The 2,274-nt window shown below is 70.1% G+C and carries 3 protein-coding genes; 1 reads left to right on the forward strand and 2 read right to left on the reverse strand.

Annotation, left to right across the window (positions count from 1 at the left end):
* Positions 1–1,379: mercury(II) reductase (gene merA / locus ABDV69_RS21100; RefSeq protein ID WP_343577758.1), on the reverse strand; the 1,379-nt coding region annotated here is incomplete at its 3' end.
* Positions 1,380–1,547: 168 nt separating this feature from the next.
* Between merA and ABDV69_RS21105 the strand changes: the two genes are divergently transcribed.
* Entirely contained in the window at positions 1,548–1,874 is a 327-nt protein-coding gene (locus tag ABDV69_RS21105) for a metalloregulator ArsR/SmtB family transcription factor (RefSeq protein WP_343577760.1), read from the forward strand.
* A gap of 53 nt (positions 1,875–1,927) precedes the next feature.
* Here the strand turns inward: ABDV69_RS21105 and ABDV69_RS21110 are convergent.
* Positions 1,928–2,274: MerR family DNA-binding protein (locus tag ABDV69_RS21110; protein WP_343577759.1), on the reverse strand; the 347-nt coding region annotated here is incomplete at its 5' end.

Genomic DNA, 2,274 nt, shown 5'->3' on the forward strand with positions numbered 1-2,274 from the left:
GCGGCGAGCTTCAGCGCTTCGGCCATGGTCAGATACGGGGCCCAGGTGTTGGCGATCTGGGTGACGGTCATGCCGGAGGCCACCGCGTAGACCGCGGCCTGGATCGCGTCGCCGGCGCCGTCGGCGATCATGTGCACGCCCAGGATGCGGCCGGTACCGCGTTCGGCGACGATCTTGACCAAACCCCGGGTGTCGCGGTTGACCAGCGCGCGGGGCACGTAGTCCAGGGGCAGCACCCGGCAGTCACACGAGTACCCGGCCTGCACAGCCTCGGCGTCGGTCAGCCCCACCGACGCGATCGCCGGGGTGGTGAAGGTGACCCGCGGCAGCGCGGTGTAGTCCAGGGTGCGCGCGGCGCCGTCGAGGGCGTTGTCGGCGGCCAGGTTGCCGTGCGCGGCAGCGACATACACGAACTGCGGACCCCCGGTGACATCACCGGCCGCCCAGATCCGGGGGTTGCTGCTGCGCAGGTGCTCGTCGACCAGCACCTGCCCGCGGTCGCCGACCGTCACCCCGACCGCGTCCAGGTTCAATCCGTCGGTGACCGGGTGGCGGCCCGTCGCGACCAGCACCTGCTCGGCGCGGAATTCGCGGCGGGCACCGTCGACGACTGCGATCGCGGTGACCTCGCCGGCCGGGCCGCGGCGGACCTGCTGTAGCTGCGCACCCGTCACCACCGCGATGCCCTCGTCGGCGAACACGCCCGCGATGACCTCGCTGACCTGCGGCTCCTCCGCGCGCGCGAGCCGCTCGCCGCGCACCAGGATGGTGACCTTCGCGCCGAGGCGGGCGAACAGTTGCGCCTGCTCCAACCCCACATAGCCGCCACCGAGCACCAGCAACGACGCGGGCAACCGGTCGAGCGCCATCGCGGTCGTCGAGGTCAGATAGCCGGACTCGGCCAGCCCGTCGACCGGCGGCGCCCACGGCGCCGATCCGGTCGCCACCAGATAATTCGCCGCCTCGACCCGCACGGCGTCGCCGCCGTCGTTCGGGGCGACCACCAACGCCGGACCGTCGACGAAGGCGGCCTGGCCGCCCATGATCGGCCAGTCGTAGTCGGCGGCCAGGTCGATGTACTTCTCCGTCCGCAGTCCCTCGACCAGGCGGTCCTTGCCGGCGATCAGCGCGGACATATCCACCGGGCCGGCATCGGTGCCGATCCCCGGAAACGCCTGCGCGCCCGCGACATGGCGGGCCGCGGCGGCAGCCAGCAGCGCCTTCGAGGGCACACACCCGACATTCACGCACGTGCCACCGGTGGTGGCGCGTTCGATCATCGCCACGCTGCGCCCCTTGCGGCGGGCGGCGATCGCGGCGGCGAACGCCGCCCCACCCGAACCGATCACTGCCAAGTCATATCCGGAACCGTGGGTCATCGCCCGAGTCTCCTTCGTGTCGTGGGGTCTGGCCGGGCGGCCGCAACCCATCTTGGTATTCGCCTTGCCGAATAGCTTTAGTGAAGCATAGTATTCGCTTCAACGAATAGCTCTGAGGATGGGAGGTCGCGCATGGTCCCCGCTCCCGGCCGTGCCGCGAACGCGGTGATGGACGACGACTGTTCGCATTCCGCTACCGTGGCGCGGTTCTTCCGCGCCCTGTCCGATCCCGCCCGTCTGAAGATCCTGGAATACATCCTGGCCGGTGAACGCACCGTCGCCGAGTGCGTCGAGCACGCCGGGGTCACCCAGCCACGGGTGTCGATACACCTGGCGTGCCTCACCGACTGCGGCTACGTCGTCGCCCGCCGCGACGGCCGCAAACTGCGCTACTCCGTCGGCGACCCCCGAGTCGCCGAGCTGGTCATGCTCGCCCGGTCGCTGGCCGCCGACAACGCCGCCGCCCTGGCCTGCTGCCCCCGCATCAGCCGCTGAACGAGTCACCCTCACGTCGAGGGCATTGCGGATAGCCGTCAGGGTCGAGGCGTCTAGGTGTCCTCGATGATGGGGCAGACGGTGACCGGTCTGGTGTCCATGCTGGCGGCCGCGCGTGCGCGGGTTTGACTGAGGGTCGTACGCAGTGCCAGCAGTTCGTCGACGAGCGTGTCGATCTCGGTGATGCGTTGGTCTATCAGGTCCCGCACCGTGCCGCACGGGGTGTCGCCGCCCTGGTGGACGGCCAGCACGTGGCGGATGTCGTCCAGGCGCAGACCGAGTTGGCGTGCTCGTCGGATGAAGATCAGTAAGTCCACATCAGCATCGGTGTAGAGCCGATAGCCGGCGCCGGTGCGTTCGGCCGGTGGCAGCAGGCCCTTGGCTTCGTAGACCCGCATCG

The sequence above is a fragment of the Mycobacterium sp. genome, assembly GCF_039583785.1.
GTDB lineage: Bacteria > Actinomycetota > Actinomycetes > Mycobacteriales > Mycobacteriaceae > Mycobacterium.

Excerpts from the sequence above, each read along its gene's own strand:
- ABDV69_RS21105 (WP_343577760.1), top strand. The coding sequence starts at position 1,548 with ATGGACGACGACTGTTCGCATTCCGCTACCGTGGCGCGGTTCTTCCGC.